Origin of the sequence: Acidovorax sp. HMWF018 (assembly GCF_003061035.1) — a bacterium.
In the GTDB taxonomy this organism is placed as follows: Bacteria; Pseudomonadota; Gammaproteobacteria; order Burkholderiales; family Burkholderiaceae_C; genus Acidovorax; species Acidovorax delafieldii.
On record NZ_QAIM01000601.1, the window covers coordinates 522 to 19,660 of the forward strand.

At 64.9% G+C, this 19,139-nt stretch carries 17 protein-coding genes and 1 pseudogene; 12 read left to right on the top strand and 6 right to left on the bottom strand.

The genetic code is table 11. The features are described from left to right. Positions 1–245: 245 nt before the first annotated feature. From phhA to DBR23_RS25565, 5 genes are all read right to left on the bottom strand, one after another. Positions 246–1,085 (bottom strand): phenylalanine 4-monooxygenase, encoded by an 840-nt coding sequence (gene phhA, locus DBR23_RS25545; protein ID WP_056059511.1) that lies wholly within the window; start codon positions 1,083–1,085, stop codon positions 246–248. 65 nt (positions 1,086–1,150) lie between these two features. Continuing rightward, a complete protein-coding gene (locus DBR23_RS25550) occupies positions 1,151–2,119 on the bottom strand; it encodes a tripartite tricarboxylate transporter substrate binding protein (RefSeq protein WP_108499959.1) in 969 nt (322 codons plus the stop codon). 73 nt (positions 2,120–2,192) lie between these two features. Beyond that, positions 2,193–3,305 carry a 4-hydroxyphenylpyruvate dioxygenase gene (hppD, locus tag DBR23_RS25555; protein ID WP_108499960.1) on the bottom strand — a complete coding sequence of 371 codons (1,113 nt, stop codon included), beginning with the start codon at positions 3,303–3,305 and terminating at the stop codon, positions 2,193–2,195. 189 nt (positions 3,306–3,494) lie between these two features. Further along, entirely contained in the window at positions 3,495–4,484 is a 990-nt protein-coding gene (locus DBR23_RS25560; protein WP_108499961.1) for a lipase secretion chaperone, read from the bottom strand. A 3-nt stretch (positions 4,485–4,487) separates the two neighbouring features. Beyond that, positions 4,488–5,429, bottom strand: a complete 942-nt coding sequence (locus DBR23_RS25565) for a triacylglycerol lipase (RefSeq protein WP_108499962.1) — start codon at positions 5,427–5,429, stop codon at positions 4,488–4,490. A 165-nt stretch (positions 5,430–5,594) separates the two neighbouring features. Between DBR23_RS25565 and DBR23_RS25570 the strand changes: the two genes are divergently transcribed. The 6 genes from DBR23_RS25570 (at position 5,595) to fabB (ending at position 11,689) form a co-directional block, all read left to right on the top strand. Continuing rightward, positions 5,595–6,077 carry an Lrp/AsnC family transcriptional regulator gene (locus DBR23_RS25570; protein ID WP_015012403.1) on the top strand — a complete coding sequence of 161 codons (483 nt, stop codon included), beginning with the start codon at positions 5,595–5,597 and terminating at the stop codon, positions 6,075–6,077. Between the two features lie 345 nt (positions 6,078–6,422). Continuing rightward, on the top strand, positions 6,423–7,163 hold the full coding sequence (locus tag DBR23_RS25575) for a GNAT family N-acetyltransferase (protein WP_108499963.1): 741 nt from the start codon (positions 6,423–6,425) through the stop codon (positions 7,161–7,163). A gap of 107 nt (positions 7,164–7,270) precedes the next feature. Then, a complete protein-coding gene (locus DBR23_RS25580) occupies positions 7,271–8,155 on the top strand; it encodes an HlyC/CorC family transporter (protein ID WP_060986846.1) in 885 nt (294 codons plus the stop codon). Beyond that, entirely contained in the window at positions 8,155–9,786 is a 1,632-nt protein-coding gene (lnt, locus tag DBR23_RS25585; RefSeq protein WP_108499964.1) for an apolipoprotein N-acyltransferase, read from the top strand. The genes DBR23_RS25580 and lnt overlap by 1 nt, the downstream gene beginning before the upstream one ends. Positions 9,787–9,947: 161 nt before the next feature. Continuing rightward, positions 9,948–10,469 (top strand): 3-hydroxyacyl-[acyl-carrier-protein] dehydratase FabA, encoded by a 522-nt coding sequence (gene fabA, locus DBR23_RS25590; RefSeq protein WP_008907199.1) that lies wholly within the window; start codon positions 9,948–9,950, stop codon positions 10,467–10,469. Continuing rightward, positions 10,466–11,689, top strand: a complete 1,224-nt coding sequence (gene fabB, locus DBR23_RS25595; RefSeq protein ID WP_108499965.1) for a beta-ketoacyl-ACP synthase I — start codon at positions 10,466–10,468, stop codon at positions 11,687–11,689. Before fabA ends, fabB begins: the two co-directional genes overlap by 4 nt. Positions 11,690–11,754: 65 nt before the next feature. On the opposite strand, the gene DBR23_RS25600 is transcribed toward fabB, so the two are convergent. Continuing rightward, positions 11,755–12,684 carry a LysR family transcriptional regulator gene (locus DBR23_RS25600; RefSeq protein WP_108499966.1) on the bottom strand — a complete coding sequence of 310 codons (930 nt, stop codon included), beginning with the start codon at positions 12,682–12,684 and terminating at the stop codon, positions 11,755–11,757. 208 nt (positions 12,685–12,892) lie between these two features. Here DBR23_RS25600 and DBR23_RS25605 point away from each other — a divergent pair, with 208 nt between their 5' ends. The 6 genes and pseudogenes from DBR23_RS25605 to DBR23_RS31825 form a co-directional block, all read left to right on the top strand. Then, the gene (locus tag DBR23_RS25605) at positions 12,893–13,969 is read left to right on the top strand and encodes a type II asparaginase (protein WP_099731311.1); all 1,077 of its coding nucleotides are present in this window, start codon (positions 12,893–12,895) and stop codon (positions 13,967–13,969) included. Between the two features lie 343 nt (positions 13,970–14,312). Next, positions 14,313–15,218, top strand: a complete 906-nt coding sequence (glyQ, locus tag DBR23_RS25610) for a glycine--tRNA ligase subunit alpha (protein WP_010462637.1) — start codon at positions 14,313–14,315, stop codon at positions 15,216–15,218. Between the two features lie 11 nt (positions 15,219–15,229). After that, complete coding sequence (gene glyS, locus DBR23_RS25615) at positions 15,230–17,371, top strand: glycine--tRNA ligase subunit beta (protein WP_108499971.1); 2,142 nt, start codon at positions 15,230–15,232, stop codon at positions 17,369–17,371. A 47-nt stretch (positions 17,372–17,418) separates the two neighbouring features. Then, the gene (gene gmhB / locus DBR23_RS25620) at positions 17,419–18,015 is read left to right on the top strand and encodes a D-glycero-beta-D-manno-heptose 1,7-bisphosphate 7-phosphatase (protein ID WP_056059492.1); all 597 of its coding nucleotides are present in this window, start codon (positions 17,419–17,421) and stop codon (positions 18,013–18,015) included. An 84-nt stretch (positions 18,016–18,099) separates the two neighbouring features. Continuing rightward, positions 18,100–18,867, top strand: coding sequence for a 1-acyl-sn-glycerol-3-phosphate acyltransferase (locus tag DBR23_RS25625; RefSeq protein ID WP_099731310.1), 768 nt, complete (start codon positions 18,100–18,102; stop codon positions 18,865–18,867). A 10-nt stretch (positions 18,868–18,877) separates the two neighbouring features. Then, positions 18,878–19,139 (top strand): annotated as a pseudogene (locus DBR23_RS31825) (metal-dependent hydrolase); the annotation flags it as partial.

The following is a 19,139-nucleotide window of genomic DNA, read 5'->3' on the forward strand; positions in this document are numbered from 1 at the left end:
CCAGCGCAGGGGGCGCAGACAGTGGGGTCGCCCTTTCTTTGGTTCCTTTCTTTCGGCGACGCGAAAGAAAGGGACTCGCATGCCGGGCGACTCCCGGCCTCCGCCCTCAACCCAGGCACAGAGACCGATTCATCCACAAGCTCCAACAACCTCAGTCAGGTATTGTTGAATGCAGAAGAAGTGCTATCAAATATGTAGCTGTCAAGGAATGATTCACTAGCGCTAGCAGCCAATACCACCAGAAATCAAGCCGCCACAGCCTCCCGCTCATCCGCGGCAAACTCCGGCAACCCCCGCAGCCGCTCATAGATCGGCGCAAAGTCCGCCGCCGTCATCTCAAACAGCTGCTCAAAACTGTCGATCACAAAATACGTCTGCTGGTACGTATCGATCTTGTAGCGCGTGCGCATGGTGCGCTCCAGTTGCAGCGGAATGCGCTGCGGCTCTGGGCTCTGCACCGAGTACGCCAGTTCGCCCGACGAACTCAGGATGCCCGCGCCATAGGCCCGCAACTGCCCCGCCTCGCGGATCAGCCCGAACTCGATCGTGTACCAGTACAAGCGGCTCAGCATCTCGCACGACCCCAGCCCCTGCGCCTTCAGACCCCCCTGGCCGTAGCGCTGCACATAGTCGGCAAACACCGGGTTGAACAGCAGCGGCACATGGCCGAACAGGTCGTGAAAGATGTCGGGCTCGACGATGTACTCGAACTCCTCGGGCTTGCGGATCCAGTCCGTCACCGGGAACTTGCGGTTGGCCAGCAGGGTGAAGAAGGGCACCTCTGGGATCAGCCCCGGCACGCCCACCAGCTCCCAGCCGGTGGCTTTGTAGAGGCGCTCGTTCACCTCTTCAAAACGCGGGATGCGGTCGCTCGCGCCCAGTGAGGGCAGGGCGTCGATGAACGCTTGGCTCGCCAGGCCCGGCAGCAGGGCGCGCTGGCGCTCGTACAGACGGCGGTAGGTGTCGTGGTCGGCGGCGGTGTAGGCCGCGTAGTCCTGCGGGCAGGTGTAGTCCGCGTTGGCACGCGAGTAGTCGCCACGCGGTGGGCGGGTGGATTGGCCATAGACGACAGGGGCTTGTCCCATTTTTTTCTCCTTTGCCGCCATGGTCGGCGCACCGCGACGGGGGTGCGCACCAGCCCATGCGGCTGCTAATCGATCTTGATCTTTGCGGCCCGGATCAAGAACTCGTACTTGCTGTTTTCCGAGCGCACAAACTGCGCAAATCCGTCGAGCGTCAGCTCTTCGGGGGTGATACCCATCTTCTTGAACTTCTCCTTGCCCGCAGGCGAGTGCATTGCGGCGCTGAACGCGTTGGCATAGCGGCGTGCGTCCGCATCGGGCAGCGAGGCCGGCGCGAACAGGCCGAACCAGGTGGACACGTTGAAGCCCTGCACGCTGTCGTTGATGCTGGGCACGTTGGGTAGCGCCTCGTTGCGGCTGAGGGTGGTCACACCCAGCGCCAGCAGCTTGCCCGACTGGATCTGCGGCAGCGCCGAGGCCAGGTTGTCAAACACCATCAGCACTTGGCCTGATTCCAGCGCGGCGAGCGCTGGCTTGGAGCCCTGGAAGGGCGTGTGGCCCATCTTGGTGTTGGTGAGCGACTTGAACATCTCGGCCGAGATGTGGCCGATGCTGCCGTTGCCGCCCGAGCCGTACTTGGTCTGGTCCGGGTTCTTCTTGAGGTACTGCACCAGGTCGGGCGTGGTCTTGATGCCCAGCTTGGCCGCCTGTTCCGCGTTCACCACCAGCACATTGGGCGTGCGCGCCACGAGGACGAGGGGTTTGAAGTCTTTTAGTGCGTTGTAGGGGAAGTTCTTGTACAGCCAGGGATTGACCGCGTGCGTGGCCACGGCGCCCATCAGTACCTGGTTGCTGGCCTTGGGTGCCTTGGCGACTTGGTCGGCGCCGGTATTGCCACCTGCCCCCGGTTTGTTCTCCACGGTGATGGAGCCCAACTGGGCTGCGGCACCGTCGGCCACGATGCGGGCCGAGGTGTCCAGCGGACCACCAGCGGGGTAGGGCACCACGATGGTGAGCGGGGCAGACGGGTTCTGCGCCAGCGCGGCAGTGGCCGCGCCAGCCAGAAGGGTGCTGAACAGGGTGCTACGGAGCGACATCGGGATCCTTTTGAGTTCCGGGGAGCGCGCAGTATAGGCACCTGTGCAGGGTTAACCCTGGATGTCCGATGTCTTACGTGTTCAGCACACCACGGCGGATCTGGTCGCGTTCCAGCGACTCGAACAGCGCCTTGAAGTTGCCTTCGCCAAAACCATCGCGGTAGTCGCCTTCGCGCTGGATGAATTCGAAGAACACCGGGCCCAGCATGGGGGTGGAGAAAATCTGCAGCAGCAGGCGGGGCGTGCCGTCGGCCGTGGTGCCGTCCAGCAAGATGCCGCGCGACTGCAGTTCGGGCACAGGCTGGCCGTGGCCGGGCAGGCGGGTGTCCAGCATTTCGTAATAGACCTCGTTGGGCGCGGTGGCCAGCTGCACGCCGGCCATGCCAAGCTTGTCCACCACGTCCAGCAGGTTGTCGCAGATCAGCGCGATGTGCTGAATGCCCTCGCCGTTGAACTGCATCAAAAATTCTTCGATCTGGCCGCCACCCTGCTTGGACTCTTCGTTCAGCGGGATGCGGATCTTGCCGTCAGGCGCGGTCATGGCCTTGGACGTGAGGCCCGTGTATTCGCCCTGAATGTCGAAGTAGCGGATTTCGCGGAAGTTGAACAGCTTCTCGTAGAAGTTGGCCCAGAAACCCATGCGGCCGCGGTACACGTTGTGCGTGAGGTGGTCGATGAGGTTCAGGCCGTGGCCCACGGGGCGGCGGTCCACGCCTTCGATGAATTCGAAGTCGATGTCGTAGATGGACTTGCCGTCTTCAAAGCGATCAATCAAATACAGCGGTGCGCCGCCAATGCCCTTGATGGCGGGCAGGCGCAGCTCCATGGGGCCGGTGGGGATCTCGATGGGCTGGGCGCCCAACTCCAGCGCGCGGTTGTAAGCCTTGTGCGCATCCTTCACACGGAAGGCCAGGCCACAGGCGGAGGGGCCATGCTCGGCACCAAAGTAGGCGGCCTGGCTGTGGGGCTCGCGGTTCAGGATGAAGTTGATGCCGTTCTGGCGGTACAGCACCACATCCTTGGACCGGTGCTTGGCGACCAGGGTGAAACCGAGCTTTTCAAACACCGCCTCCAGCACGCCGGGCTGGGGCGAGGTGAATTCGACGAACTCGAAGCCCATCAGGCCCATGGGGTTGTCCCAGGCAGCGAGCTGGGCGGTGGTTTCTTGCGGCAAGGCGGCGTTCATGGGGTGTCTCCGGCATTCGTTGATGAATGTCATGGACTGTAGGCGCGGCCTGCCTCATGTTTCTGGCGAAATCAAGAGGCTTTGGCCTTTGATTTGCAGGAATATTGTGAATGTTCAAAATTTTGCGCAGTCTGGCGGCGCGCTGGGCGGGGCTGGCCACCGCAGCGCTGCGCGGTCGGCAGAAGGTCCCTATGAGCCCGAGGTGCCCGCGTTGAGCTGGCGCAGCGCCAGGGCGGCGTCAATGCGTTGTTGCTCTTCGGGCGAGAACAGCTGCTGGCGCAGTTGCTGCAGGCCGGGGCCCTCGCCCTGCTGGGTGCGGGCTTGGCTGTATTGGTCGAGGCGCTGGTTCCAGTGCTGTTCGTCCCTGTCCAGCTGCGCCATGGCCTGGGCGGCTGCCGGGCCGTACTGCGCGCTGCGGGTGGCGTAGCGGCTGCGTTCGTCGGTGTTGCTGGCGTTGAAGGCGGCCGTCTGCGCGGCGGCCGCCATGTGGGCGGTGGCGGCACTGCGTTCGGCGCGGCGCTCGGCAGAGAGTTCGTTGTCGGCCGCCTGCAGCGCCTGGGCGCGCTGCTCAGGGCTGAGCTGGGTGTTGCGCTCAATCTCGAGGCGCGCCAGGGTGTAGCGGTCCAGGTCGGCCTCGCGGGCAAACAGGGCGTCGTATTCGGCGTCGTCAAAAAACTGCAGGCGCACCTTGTGGCGCGCCTCCAGCGCGTCGCGCAGTGCGCGTGGGTCGGTCAGGTCCTGCGGCGCACGCAAGCTGCCCAGGGCCACACGGTAGTCCACGTAGCGCTCGGCCAGTGCCAGGGCTCGTGTGGCCAGGGCGGCGGGGAAATGCCGGTTGACCAGCGCGGCCAGGCGCTGTTTGAGCGTGGCTGGGTCGCTGGCGTCGCCCGCTTCCATCAGCAGGGCTTCCAGCGTGTCGCGCAGGCCGTGCACCAGCAGGGGGTCGGCCGGGCCGTCGGTGGTGATGGCGCGGCGGCGTGCAAAAAAACTGTGGTCCGCGCCCTGTGCTGGCGAGGGTTGTACCTGGGCACCGGCGGAGGCGGCGGCCGCCCCCGCTGGTGATGGGTGGGTATCCCCCGCGCCCAACCCGGCAGGGCCCTCCAGCCACCACACCACGGCGACCGTGGTGAGGGCCAGGACTGCGGCGGCAACCGCCCAGGTGCGCGAGGGCTGGGCCATGGCTTACAGGCCTTGTTGCTTGAGGCGGTTGGCGTGCTGGCGGTACAGCGTCACCGGGTCGGTGGAGAACCAGTCGCGCAGGCCCAGCAGCTGGTTGACTTCGTCGAGGTGGTTCTGGCGGTAGTCGCCCAGGTGTTTGCCCAAGCGCGACGAGCAGGCCGACACCAGGCCATCGTTGGCTTCGCCAAAGGTCAGGCTCAGCGTGGTCAGCAGGGCGTCGCTGGCATCGAGCACGTTGGTCAGGGGCAGGGTGCCGGTCCAGGAGTAGTAGCGCACACCGTTCACCTGCTCGGCGCCGCTGCCGCAGCCGGAGGTGGGCACGCCTTGCGGAAAGCGGCTGTTGAACTTGGCCGAGCCGGCCGTGGTCAGCGAGTCCAGCGCCGCCGTGGGCATCTGGGGCAGGCCGGTGCCGCCGGAGGTCAGGTTGATCAGGCCCACCAGCGCCTTGGCGGCGGCGCTGGCCACGGCTTCGGACACCGAGCCCGCGGGCGCTACGCCGCGCAGGATGTCGGCCACGCGCGAACCCCGGTTCACGCCGCCAATCGAGGTGACCGATGCCACCAGCTGCGGCGCCACGCCCGCCACATAGCGGGTGGTGGGGCCTCCGTGCGAATGGCCTACCAGGTTCACCTTGGGGGCCCCGGTCAGCGCCAGGATGGTCTTGACCTGCGCCAGCAATTGCTCGCCGCGCACCTCGGTGCTGTTGGCGGCCGAGACCTGGGCGACGTAGACCTTGGCGCCGCCCTGGCGCAGTGCGTCGGGGATGCCGTAGAAGTAGTCGATCCCAAGGGCCGAGTCAAAGCCGAACAGGCCATGCACCAGCACGATGGGGTAGCGCGTCTGGGTGTACCCCGTCTGCGCCTGCGCGCCCACGCCCAGCAGCAGCAACCCCGCCGTTGCTGCCAGCACCAGTCGCCGCAAAAAGCGGCTGAAAAATCCGGTCATGTGTTTGTCTCCGTTGGTATGGTTTCTTATGCTCGCAAAAACGAACGACCGTTCTTTTTTGCGAGATCAATTTTTGTATTCGGGCCATGGAGTCACTATCGGGACATACCCGTGTGTGCAGCACACCATGCAGAAATCACGCAGTTGTTCATAAAATCCTGCGCCATGAAAGCATTTGACGCACTCGACAAGCTGGACCGCGCCATCCTGCGCCGCCTGCAGGACAACGGCCGCGAGACGTACGACGTCATCGGAGAACAGGTGGGCCTGTCGCCCAGCGCCGTGCTGCGCCGCGTCAAGCGGCTGGAAGACAGCGGCGTGATCCACCGCTACGTGGCCCTGGTGCAGCCCGAAGCGGTGGGGCTGGGACTCACGGCGTACCTGAACGTGCGGCTGGAAAAACACACGGAAAGCCACAAGCGCAACCCCATGGACCTGTTCCGCGCCAGCGTGCAGACCTGGCCCGAGGTGGTGGAGTGCGCATCGCTCACCGGCGAAATGGACTACCTGCTGCGCGTGGTGGTGGCCGACATGGCGCACTACAGCCGCTTCATCATGGACACGCTGCTCAAGCACCCCAGCGTACAGGACTGCAAGACCAGCTTTGTGCTCGACCGCGTGAAGGCGACGACGGCTGTGCCGGTGTAGTCCAGCGCGGGCCTTCGCCCTTGGCTGGGATGGGGCACGTCACAGGCGTGACTCCCTGTGGCGTCTGGCGGTGCGGCGGAGGTTGCTGTAAGGCGGTCCGCGCTTTACGCTCTGGCCCGTGCAGAGAAGGCTTGGCGCAGACGGGGGGCAGCCACCCCAGCCGTCGCGTCTGCGACCCATGCTGAGGAGATCCGGGGTATGAATACTCTCAAATTGATAGCTATTGAGGCATGATATTCCAGCGCTTGGAGCCGATTTTTCCGCATTTTGAGTAGGATCACTATTTTGTTGCGGCGCAGCAATTTGGACTGGAAAAGATGAGGGAAAACCCTTATATTTGGCGACATGTTCGCAACCAAAGACTGGCTCAAGGCATCCTGGTACGCAGGCCGGGACCTGCTGCGCCCGGTAACCAGCGGCTCTTCTGCCTCTGACATTCACATCCACCAGCAGGAGACGCCCATGATGGTTCCTATCCGCTCCCTGGGCCCCTCCTACCGGGAGCGGATCACCCAGCACCTGCTGCAGCTGGAGCCTGCAGACCGCTACCTGCGCTTTGGCTATGCCGCCAACGACGAACAGATCCGCCGCTACGCCGAGCAGCTCAACTTCGAGCGCGATGAAATTTTTGGCATCTACAACCGCCGCCTTGAGCTCATCGCCATGGCCCACCTAGCGTTTTCGGAAAACCCCGAACACAAGCCGTGTGCTGAATTCGGTGTGTCCGTGCTCAAGCAGGCACGGGGTCGCGGCTTTGGCGCGCGCCTGTTCGAGCGTGCCGTGATGCATGCGCGCAATGAGGGCGTGAACATGGTGTTCATCCATGCGTTGTCTGAAAACACCGCCATGCTCAAGATCGCGCGCAACGCCGGTGCCACCGTGCGCCGCGACGGGTCCGAGTCCGAGGCCTATCTGCAGATTCCACCCGCCAGCCTCGACACGCGCATGACCGAGATGGTCGAGCAGCAGTTCGCCGAGGTGGACTACCAGCTCAAAAAGCAGGCCAAGCAGTTCTGGGACTTTCTGGCCAATGTGCAGGAAGTGCGCAGCGGCGTGCAACACGCGCGCCACCAGTCGGCCGAGTGATGCATGGCGGTCACGCCCCCGGCCGTGACGCCGGTGGTGGCCGGCTGTCACGGCAATCCGCTATCCTAGGGGCCTGATTCACTACCGCACGTCCTGCACTCCAGACAGTGTCTGACCCGCACCCCGCGCACCCCGGGCGACCGCCCGAGAGGGAAGACAAGCGCACCTTCCTGCAGAAAGTGGCCGAGTTCATCCATCCTGGGCCGGACTCCACGGAAGAACTCATCGAAACCCTGGCCGAGGCCGAGGATAACGAGGTCATTGGCGCCGAATCGCGCGTGATGCTGGAGCGCGTGATCCGCATGGCCGATATGACGGCGGGCGATGTGATGGTGGCAGCACCGCGCATGGACCTCGTCAACATTGACGCGCCTTTCGATGAGCTGCTGCACCTGGTGATCAGCACCGCGCATTCACGGTTTCCTGTCTACCAGGGCGAGCGCGAGAACATCATCGGCATCCTGATGGCCAAGGACCTGCTCAAGCTGCAGCGGGCGCCCGAGCTGAACATCCGTGCGTTGCTGCGCCCGGCAGCGTTTGTGCCCGAAAGCAAAGGCCTGAACGACCTGCTGCGCGAGTTCCGTGGCAACCGCAACCACCTGGCCATCGTGATCGACGAGTTTGGCCGCGTGGCCGGGCTCATCACCATCGAAGACGTGCTGGAGCAGATCGTCGGCGAGATCGAGGACGAGTTCGACATCCCCGAAGACGATGGCGACATCTTTGGCCTGGCCGACCGGACCTACCGTGTGAGTGGTGACACCCCCATCGAGCGTGTGGCCGAGGCCTTTGAGGTGGCCATCGTGGGTAGCGATCCCAACGAGCATTTCGACACCATCGGCGGCCTGATTGCCCACGAAATGGGCCATGTGCCCAAGCGCGGTGAGCATCTGCAGCTCAGCGGCCTGCATTTTGTGGTGCTGCACACCAAGGGCGGGGCGGTGCGCTGGTTCAAGGTGTCCAGGGTCGAAGACACTCCCTCCGACGGCTGATGTCGCGGCGCTCTCGGATGGCGGGCGGGCCGCTGCTGCCGCAACTGCTGCTGGCACTGGCGGCGGGCCTGGCCCAGGCGGCCTCGCTGGCCTGGCCGGGCAGCGGCCAACCCTTGTGGTGGCTGCAGCTGGCTTCGATGGCTGCGCTCGCCTGGATGGTGCGGCCTTTCGCTGTGGAGCACCCGCGCGTCGCTGCGCCCTGGCGGCGCGGTGCGCTCGTGGGTGGGTTGTTTGCCACCGCCTGGCTGGCAGGCACTTTCTGGTGGCTGTTCATTTCCATGCATTCTTATGGTGGCCTGCCCGCGCCTTTGGCCGTGGCAGCGGTGCTGGGGCTCGCTGCCTTTCTTGCCAGCTACTATTCGGCGGCTTTGGCCTTGTTTTGCCGGTATGCGCCGATGAATCGTGCCGGGAGTGCTCTTCTTTTCGGAGCGCTGTGGCTGCTGGCCGAACTGGCACGGGGCGTCTGGTGGACGGGGTTCCCGTGGGGTGCTGGCGGCTACGCGCATGTGGATGGGCCGCTCGCCGTGCTGGCCCGCCACATGGGGGTGTATGGCATCAGCGCGGTGGCTGCGGCGTTGGCGATGGGCGTGGTGCAGGTGCGTGCCACCGATCTGCGCAAGGTGCGCTGGTGGGCGCTGGTGCTGGCGGCGGGAGGCCTGCTGGCCTGGGCCACGGTGGACCGGCTGTGCGCGGTCAATCTGTGCCACACCCCGACACAGCGCGCAGCGCCCGCCCTCAGCCTGGAGCTGCTGCAGGGCAATATCCCCCAGGACGAAAAGTTCCAGTCCGGCAGCGGTGTGCCCGTGGCCCTGCAGTGGTATGCCGAGGCCCTGCGCAACGCCCAGGCCGACCTGGTGGTGGCGCCCGAGACCGCCATACCGCTGCTGCCGCAGCAGCTCATTCCGGGGTATCTGGAGGGCATCCAGCAACGCTATGCGCAAGGGGCCCAGGCCGCCATGGTGGGCATTCCGCTGGGGGATGAAGCGCAGGGCTACACCAACTCCGTGCTGGGCATGAGTGCTGCCACACAAGCCGAGCCCTACCGCTACGACAAGCACCACCTCGTGCCGTTTGGAGAGTTCATTCCGCCGTTTTTCAAGTGGTTCACGGCCATGATGAACATCCCGCTGGGCGACTTCAACCGGGGGACCGTGGGCCAGGCGTCGTTTGCCGTGGCGGGGCAGCGCATCGCGCCGAACATCTGCTACGAAGACCTGTTTGGCGAGGAGTTGGGGGCGCGATTCATCGACCCCGCCCAGGCCCCCACGGTGTTTGTCAACTTCAGCAACATCGGCTGGTTTGGCGACACCCTGGCCATCGACCAGCATCTGCACATCAGCCGCATGCGTGCGCTCGAATTCGAGCGCCCGATGGTGCGCGCCACCAACACGGGCGCCACCGTCATCATCGACCACCGGGGCGTGGTCACGCACCAGCTGGCCCGCTACACGCGCGGCGTGCTCAAAGGCGAGGTGCAGGGCCGGGGGCTGGACGCACAAAGTGGCTGGGCCATCACGCCTTATGCGTGGTGGGTGTCCCGCTGGGGGCTGTGGCCGCTGTGGGCGCTGGGGGCTCTGGTGCTGGTGGGGGCCATGGTCGCCAGCAGGGGCCGCAGGCCGCGTGGCAATTGATCCAGGTCAGGCATTGCGCCCGGCGTCGCAAGGGCCTGCGCACCCCCGTGTTTAGAGGCGGCTCCCTATGCCTTGATAATAGAGGCCCGCAACCGGGGGCTGGTGTTGCGTAAAACGATGATTTGAGGCGGGCCATCCGCCGTTCTGGAGCACGACTGAAAATGGCAGATTCCTTTTCCTACGAACAACTGATCGCCTCGGGCGAGGGCCGGCTGTTCGGCGCTGACAGCGGGCGTCTGCCGCTGCCACCCATGCTGATGTTTGACCGCATCACGCACATCGACAGCGATGGTGGCGCGCACGGGCTGGGAAAGATCCGCGCCGAGCTCGATGTCAAACCCGACCTGTGGTTCTTTGCCTGCCACTTCCAGGGCGACCCGGTCATGCCTGGCTGCCTGGGGCTCGACGCCATGTGGCAACTCATCGGTTTTTACCTGACCTGGCTGCAACTGCCGGGCCGGGGCCGCGCGCTGGGTGCGGGCGAGGTCAAGTTCACCGGCGAGGTCGGCCCTGACGTGAAACTGGTTACCTACGAAATCGATATCAAGCGCGTCATCAAGCGCAAGCTGGTCATGGCCATCGGCGATGCCCGCCTGTTGGCCGATGGCAAGGAAATCTATGTGGCCAACGACCTTCGCGTGGGTCTGTTCAAGCGCGAGGAAGACGGTAAGGACGCAGCATGACCACCAAGAAGCGCGTAGTCATCACCGGCGCGGGCATCGTCTCGTGCATTGGCAACGACCTGGCCTCCGTGGAAGCTTCGCTGCGTGCGGGCACCAGCGGCATCAAGGCCGTGGAGAAGTTCAAGGAACTGGGCCTGCGCAGCCAGGTGGGCGGCGCCCCGGAGATCGATATCGAAGCGCGCATCGACCGCAAGCAGCTGCGCTTCATGGGCGATGCGGCGGCCTATGCGCAGATCGCACTGGAAGACGCTATCCAGCAAGCAGGCCTCACGCCAAGCCAAGTCAGCCACCCGCGCACCGGCCTCATCATGGGTTCGGGCGGCGGCTCGCCCGCCAACCAGATCGAAGCGGCCGACACGCTGCGCGAAAAAGGCATCCGCCGCGTGGGGCCCTATCAGGTCACGCGCTGCATGAGCTCCACGGTTTCTGCGTGCCTGGCCACCAACTTCAAGGTCAAGGGCATCAACTACTCCATCACATCGGCCTGCTCCACGTCCGCCCACTGCATCGGCGCGGCCGCGCAGCAGATCGCCTGGGGCGTGCAGGATGTGATGTTTGCGGGCGGTGGCGAAGAGCTGAGCTGGGGCATGTCGCTGCTGTTTGACGGCATGGGCGCCATGTCCAGCAAGTACAACGAAACGCCCGAGAAGGCCTCACGCGCCTACGACGCGAACCGCGACGGCTTCGTGATCGCTGGCGGCGGCGGTGCCGTGGTGCTGGAGAGCCTGGAGCACGCCCAGGCCCGTGGCGCGACCATCCTGGCCGAAGTGGTGGGCTTTGGCGCCACCAGCGACGGTGAAGACATGGTGGCCCCGTCGGGCGACGGTGCCATTGCCTGCATGCAGCAAGCCATGGAAGGTCTGGACGCTCCCATCGACTACATCAACACCCACGGCACCTCCACCCCCGTGGGCGACATGCAGGAAGTGCGCGCCATGCGTGCCCTGTTTGGCGACAAGGTGCCACCGTTCTCGTCCACCAAGTCGCTCACCGGCCACTCGCTGGGCGCCACGGGCGTGCAGGAGGCCATCTACTGCATGATCATGCTGAACAAGGGCTTCATCGCCGGCTCGGCCAATGTCGAGACACCTGACCCGGCCCTGGGCGACATGCCTCTGGTCACGCAAACGCGCGATGCGCAGCTGAACACGGTGTTGTCCAACAGCTTCGGCTTTGGTGGCACCAACGCCAGCCTGGTGCTGCGCCGCTGGAACCACTGACCGCGCGGACTCCCCACCGCAACGGCCTGCCTGTCTCTGGACATGCAGGCCGTTTTTCATGGGCTCTATCGGGCCGTCAGCGCCTGACGGGCCTTGGGGTTGGGCTGCAGGGCCTCGTGCAGCAAGGCGGGCAGCATGCTCAGCATGCGGGTGGCCTGCAGACCGGGCGGAAAGGCGCGCGCGTGGTAGCTGTACAGCGACATGGGGGCCAGCTCGTGCAGCTCCTGTGCCACCATCTGCGCAGGGTCCAGCCCCTTGGCGGTGAGAAAGTCCACCACCGTCCAGCCCATGCCCCGGCGCACCAGTTCCAGCGCCAGGCGCGATGTCTGCACCTGGATGCCGGGCCCGGCGGGCGAGCCGAGGCGGTGTGCGATTTCGTCAATCGCCTGGCGCATGGGGTCGTCGCCCACCAGGCGGATCACCGGCACCTGCGCCAGCCGCGCACCGGGGCTGGCGGTACGGGGAGCACGCGCCCACACGCTGGTCGCGACCGCCAGGTACAAGCGACCACTGACCAGCAGATCGCTCGCGATTTGTGGGTGGGGGTGTTTGTAGAAACCCAGGCAAAAGTCCACGCTGCGCGTGAGCAGGGCCTGGGTCATCTGGTCCTGGTGGATGGTGCGCACCTCCACGCCCACCTGCGGATGCTGCTCGGCATGGTGCTGCAGCAGGCGCGGCAGAAATTCGTGCGTGATGGACGGTATGGCGCCCAGCCGCACATCGCCCGAATCACTGGTCGCCAGGTTGCGCGCAGTGCGCTTGAGGGCGTCCAGCTGCCGGTAAATGCCCGTGGACTCGGTGGCCAGCACCTGGGCCTCGGGCGTCGGGGTCAGGCCTGCCGGCGAGCGGTTGAATAGCCGGTAGCCAAGCTGCAACTCGGTGTGTGCCACGGCCTTGCTGATTGCTGAGGGCGTGATGCACAGCAACCGCGCCGCTGCGCTCATGTTGCCGGTTTGCAGCACGGCCTGAAAAACTTCCAGTTGTCTCAAATTCATGGCGGAGTTGGCTTGTGGCGGTGGCCGAGGGGCACTTCATGGCCTTCGAGCGGCAGCTCAGGGGTGTGAGCTGAATTCATAAGGGTGGGTCAATTATTCCGCATGACTGTGTTCTGGTTTCTCATAGGATGCGGCACCGCTTCACCGGCGGTTGTGAATAAAGCGGCGCAACGCGTGCTGCCACCCAAAAAAATCAGGAGACCTCTTCATGCGCATTTCTTCCTCCCCCACCGCCAGCCGCTGGCTCGCGGGTTTGCTGTTGTCTGCTGCCTCCGCCGTTGCCATGGCCCAGGCTGCCAAGCCCAATGTGGTAGTGCTGGCCACGGGGGGCACCATTGCCGGTGCGGGCGCCTCGGCCGCCAACAGCGCAACCTATGCCGCCGCCAAGGTGCCGGTGGACAAGCTGCTGGCAGGCCTGCCTGAGCTGGCCAATGTGGCCAAGGTGTCGGGTGAGCAGGTGTTCCAGATCGCCTCCGAGAGCTTCACCAACGAGCACCTGCTGCGCCTCGGCCAGCGCGTTTCGGCCCTGGCCAAGCAGGCAGACGTGGACGGCATCGTGATCACCCACGGCACGGACACCCTGGAAGAAACCGCGTACTTCCTGAACCTCACCGTGCGCACCAACAAGCCCATCGTGGTGGTCGGCTCCATGCGTCCCGGCACGGCCCTGTCGGCTGACGGCGCGCTGAACCTGTACGACGCCGTGACCGTGGCCGCCAGCAAGGACGCCGCCGGCAAGGGCGTGCTGGTCACGATGAACGACGAGATCCAGAGCGGTCGCGATGTGAGCAAGACCATCAACATCAAGACCGAGGCCTTCAAGAGCCAGTGGGGCCCGCTGGGCATGGTGGTGGAAGGCAAGAACTACTGGTTCCGCGCACCGGTCAAGCGCCACACGACCAACTCCGAGTTCAACATCGACGACATCAAGGCGCTGCCCGCCGTGGACATCGTGTACGGCTACGGCAACATGAACACCACGGGCATCGAGGCCTACGGCAAGGCCGGCGTCAAGGCGCTGATCCATGCCGGCACCGGCAACGGCTCGGTGGCCGCACAGGCGGTCGATTCGCTCAAGGCCTTGCGTGGCCAGGGCGTGCAGATCATCCGTTCGGCCCGCGTGCCCGATGGTTTTGTGCTGCGCAATGCCGAGCAGCCCGACGACAAGTACGACTGGGTGGTGGCCCATGACCTGCGCCCGCAAAAGGCCCGCATCCTGGCCATGGTGGCCCTCACGAAGACCAATGACAGCAAGGAACTGCAACGCATTTTCTGGGAGTATTGATCCCTGTTTTAGAGGTTAGAACGCCATGCTTTGACGCGATGCATGCGTTGACGGCCACACCCGTGTGGCCACCGGTACGCACCGGCTTATAGCTCGCGTGACTGGTTGGGAAGGCTGGGGCTCCAAAAGGGCTCCGGCCTTTTTTCATGGGGGCAGCCGCAGTTGCCTGGTTGCTCTTCAGCGCGTTCGGCGGCGCGCCGTAAAATCACCGGTTTGCGCGCGCGATGCCCGTCCTTGTTGCCCATGGGGCGGCGGGCGCTGGGTTTGGCTCGCGCACCGCGTTTTCTTCTTTTTCCCCTTACTTGCCAGGCCCTGGCTTGCCAGTGCCTCAGCCACAGACGCCATGTTGACATTCCAGCAAATCATTCTGAAGCTGCAGTCCTACTGGGACGCGCAGGGTTGCGCCCTTCTGCAACCCTATGACATGGAAGTGGGCGCAGGCACCTCGCACACTGCCACCTTCCTGCGCGCCATCGGCCCCGAGCCCTGGAAGGCCGCCTACGTGCAGCCCAGCCGCCGCCCCAAGGACGGCCGCTACGGCGAGAACCCCAATCGCCTGCAGCACTACTACCAGTACCAGGTGGTGCTCAAGCCCGCACCGGCCAACATCCTGGAGCTGTACCTGGGCTCGCTCGAAGCCCTGGGCTTCGACCTGAAAAAGAACGACATCCGCTTTGTCGAAGACGACTGGGAGAACCCCACGCTCGGCGCCTGGGGCCTGGGCTGGGAGGTGTGGCTCAACGGCATGGAAGTCACGCAGTTCACCTATTTCCAGCAGGTCGGCGGCATTGACTGCAAGCCTGCCACGGGCGAGATCACCTACGGCCTGGAGCGCCTGGCCATGTACCTGCAGGGCGTGGACAACGTCTACAACCTGAAGTGGACCGACACCCTGAGCTACGGTGACGTGTACAAGCAAAACGAGGTGGAGCAGTCCACCTACAACTTCGAGCACAGCGACGCGGACTTCCTGTTCACGGCCTTCAATGCGCACGAAAAGCAGGCCAAGTACCTGATGGAGCAGCAGCTGGCGTTGCCCGCCTACGAGCAGGTGCTCAAGGCCGCACACAGCTTCAACCTGCTGGATGCGCGCGGCGCGATCAGCGTGACCGAACGCGCTGCCTACATCGGCCGCATCCGTAACTTGGCCCGTGCCGTGGCGCAAAGCTACTACGAGAGCCGCGAGCGCCTGGGCTTCCCCATGGCGCCGCGCGAATGGGTGGAACAGATGACGAAGAAGGCTGCGTGAGAGAAATGACGATGACAACCCAAAACCTCCTCGTTGAACTGTTTGTCGAAGAGCTGCCGCCCAAGGCGCTGCAGAAGCTGGGCGATGCTTTCGCCACCGTGCTGGGCGACCAGCTCAAGGCCCTGGGACTGGCGTCTGCCGCCTCGGTGGTCACGCCCTTTGCCTCGCCCCGCCGCCTGGCCGCGCATGTGACCGCCGTGGCCGACAAGGCCACCGATAAGGCCGTGCAGCAAAAGCTGATGCCCGTGACCGTGGGCCTTCAAGCGGACGGCAACGCCACGCCTGCGCTGCTGAAAAAGCTGCAGGCGCTGGGCGCCGATGTGTCCAACCCCGCAGCCGCCGTGGCCGCGCTCAAGCGCGCCCAGGACGGCAAGGCCGAGGCCCTGTTCTACGACAGCGTGATGCCCGGCGCTACATTGGCTGCGGGCCTGCAAAAGGCACTCGACGAAGCCATTGCCAAGCTGCCCATCCCCAAGGTGATGAGCTACCAGCTCGAAACCGACTGCGAGCTGCCCGGCTGGAGCAGTGTGAACTTTGTGCGCCCTGCACATGGCCTGGTGGCGCTGCATGGCAGCGCCGTGGTGCCGGTGAAGGCGCTGGGCCTGACGGCGGGCAACAGCACCCAAGGCCACCGTTTTGAAGCCGCCGTGTCGCCCGTGGTGCTGGCCGATGCCGACAGCTACGCCGCCACGCTGCAAAAAGACGGCGCCGTGATTGCCAGCTTTGCCGAGCGCAAGGCCGAGATCGTCCGCCAGCTCGCTGCTGCCGCTGCCAAAGTGGGCAACGGTGCCCGCCCCATCGAAGACGAAGCCCTGCTGGACGAAGTGACCGCGCTGGTGGAGCGCCCCAACGTGGTCATCTGCCAGTTTGAAGAGCAGTTCCTGGGTGTGCCGCAAGAGTGCCTCATCCTCACGATGAAGGCCAACCAGAAGTACTTCCCGCTGCTGGACGCCGCAGGCAAGCTCACCAACAAGTTCCTGGTGGTCAGCAACATCAGCCCCGAAGACACGAGCTTTGTGACCGGCGGCAACGAGCGCGTGGTGCGCCCCCGCCTGGCCGATGCCAAGTTCTTCTTTGACCAGGACCGCAAGAAGACTTTGGAGTCACGCGTGGCGGGTCTCGCCAAAGTCGTTTATCACAACAAGCTGGGCACGCAAGGCGAGCGTATGGAGCGCGTTTGCTCCATCGCCAAGTTTATTGGTGAGAAGCTGGGGGGCTCAGAGCTTGCCGAAAAGGCTGTGCTCGCTGCGCGTTTGTCTAAAGCCGACTTGCTGACCGATATGGTGGGTGAGTTCCCCGAGCTGCAGGGCATCATGGGCAACTACTACGCCCGTAACGATGGCTTGAGTGAAGAAATTGCAAATGCGATCTCTGATCACTATTGCCCACGTTTTTCTGGCGATTTCCTGCCTACCAGCTTGGTTGGGGTTTCTGTGGCCCTGGCCGACAAGCTCGAAACCCTGGTCGGCATGTTCGGCATCGGCAACCTGCCCACGGGCGACCGCGATCCGTTCGCGCTGCGCCGCCATGCACTGGGTGTGATCCGCATGCTGGTCGAAAAAGACCTGCCGCTGGACTTGAGCGCGTTGCTGGCCGGTGCCGTGCCTGCCTTTGGCGACAAGATCACCGACGCCACGCCCGCTCTGGCCGATTTCATCTACGACCGCCTTGCCGGCAGCCTGCGTGAGCAAGGCTACAGCGCGCAAGAAGTGGACGCCGTGCTGGCCCTGCGCCCGCAGCGCTTGGCCCTGGTCGAGAAGCAGCTGGCCGCAGTGCGTGCCTTTGCCGCCTTGCCCGAAAGCCCCGCCCTGGCAGCCGCCAACAAGCGCGTTGGCAACATCCTCAAGAAGGCCGAGGTCGAAGGCCCGGTGGATGCCCACGTCAACCCCAACCTGCTGCAGGAAAAGGCCGAGCAGGACCTGTACGCCGCGCTGCAGCGCTTTGTGCCCGAGGCCAATGCCCAGTTCGACGCGGGCGACTACACCGCCAGCCTGCAGACCCTGGCCGTGCTGCGTGCGCCCGTGGATGCGTTCTTTGACGACGTGATGGTGAACGCCGAGCAGCTGGACCTGCGCCTGAACCGCCAGGGCCTGCTCAAGACGTTGCACGAAGCCATGAACCGCGTGGCCGATTTGTCCCGTCTGGCGGCCTGACCCCTGGTGCTGGTAGGCTGGTGGTTCTCACAAGGCAAACCCCTCCTATGAAACTCGCCATCCTCGACCGCGACGGCACCCTCAACCCGATGGGGGATGAATACATCACTTCGGCCGACGAGTGGGCGGCGGTGCCGGGCGCGCTCGAAGCCATTGCCCGCCTCAACCATGCCGGCTGGCATGTGGTGGTCGCCACCAACCAGCCGGGATTGGGCCGGGGCCTGTTTGACGTGGTGGCGCTCAACGCCATCCACGCCAAGATGCACCGGCAGGTGGCGGCGGTGGGCGGGCGCATCGACGCGGTGTTCTATTGCCCCCATGCGGCCGACGAGGACTGCAGCTGCCGCAAGCCCGCCCCGGGCCTGCTGGAGCAGATTTGCGACCGCTACGGCATGGAGCGCAACGAGGTCCGCGTGGTCGGCAGCTGCGAGGCCCACCTGCAGGCGGGTGCCGCCCTGGGGGCCCAGTTGCACCTGGTGTGCACCGGCCGGTCTGCTGCGTTGCGGCCGGGCGGGGCGCTGCCTGCGGGGTTGCCGGCGGGTACGCAGTTGCACGCCAGCCTCGGAGATTTTGTGGACCAGTTGCTGCCGGTGGTGCCAAGCGCAGCAGCCGCCGTGGCCGCAGCGCCCTTGCCGCTGTCGTGACAGGGCGCAGCAGCACTTGATGCTATTTAATTCATAGCTGTTGGCGCATATTTCACTAGCGCTTGCGGCCAAAAAGACATCCCAATGGCTCTTATCCGTTCTGTCATTCACCTTCTCTGGATGGGCATCACCGTGGTGCCCTACGCGCTGGCCATCATGCTGGGCACTCTGCTGGGCGTGCGGGGAGTGCCCCTGTACCGTATCGCCCGGGCCTGGCTGTCGCTGTGCATCAGCGGCGCGCGGGTGGTTCTGGGCATCCGCGCCGAGGTGACCGGCATGGAGAACCTGCCGCAGGGCGCCAATGAAGGCGCGATCCTGCTGGTCAAGCACCAGTCCACGTACGAGACCTTCCTGATGCCGGTGATCATGCCGCACCCCCTGGCCTACGTGTTCAAGAAGGAGCTGCTGCACGTGCCCTTCTTCGGCTGGGCCATCGGGCGGCTGGACATGATCCACATCGACCGCAACCAGCGCACGCAGGCCTTCAACAAGGTGGTGCAGCAGGGCAAGGACCTGCTGGCCAAGGGCATCTGGATCATCATGTTCCCCGAGGGCACGCGCATCGAGCGGGGGCAGAAGGGCAACTACAAGACCGGCGGTACGCGCCTGGCGATTGACACCGGTGCGCCGGTGATTCCGATCGCAGTGACCTCGGCCAAAGTGTGGCCGCGCAAGGCGTTCGTCAAGCGCCCCGGCGTGGTGGATGTGTCGATTGGCAAGCCCATCTCCAGCGTGGGGCGCCAGCCCGACGAACTGATGCGCGAGGTGGAGGCCTGGATCGAGGCCGAGATGCGTCGCCTGGACCCAGAGGCTTACCCAGCGGCCAACACCACGGCCCCCAGCGGGAAGTAAACCGACCGTGATGCAGCGGCTTGTGCAACTGGCGCTGGACCTGTTCGACCCGCCCGAGGCCCCTGCAGCAGGCCCCAGTCCTGTGGCTGCAGGTTTCAAGCCCAATCAGCCACAAGCGCTAGTCGATCAAGCGCCGGTAGCTCCTAAAACTATAGTGACCCGGCCTTCGGCGCCAGCGGTGCCGCTGCCCTCGCTGTTGTCGCCCGCCGAATTCCGCCACCCCCAGGCCAGCCGCGAGGTGCTGCTGGGAGATGCCGTCGTGGCCTATGCGC